This window comes from Arthrobacter sp. K410C, from assembly GCF_059090105.1.
The window spans coordinates 1-273 of record NZ_JBNHFJ010000073.1 but is presented as its reverse complement, the minus strand read 5'-3'; the positions used below and the strand labels follow the sequence as shown (position 1 = coordinate 273).

The following is a 273-nucleotide window of genomic DNA, read 5'->3' as shown; positions in this document are numbered from 1 at the left end:
GGTTCCCGCGGGTGCCGCGGACCTCATCGAGTTCCTTGACCGTGTCACCGAGCCGCTGGAACGCTCCGTCGTCGTCGAACTCGCCCTGCACGAACCGTATGCCCTCGGCGAGCTGGTTCCACACCGCCTCATCAAACGGCGTCCGTGCATAAGACTGCACCGAGGACTTCACCTGGGCGGCGAAATCCTCATCACTCCACTCCCGGCGCCCGAAGCCCACCAGCGCGAAACTCGGCGGCAACAACCCCCGGTTCGCCAGGTCATACACCGCCG

At 65.9% G+C, this 273-nt stretch carries 1 pseudogene; it reads right to left on the bottom strand.

The features are described from left to right. Positions 1 to 273: pseudogene (locus AC5RU7_RS21135) on the bottom strand (glucose-6-phosphate dehydrogenase); the annotation flags it as partial.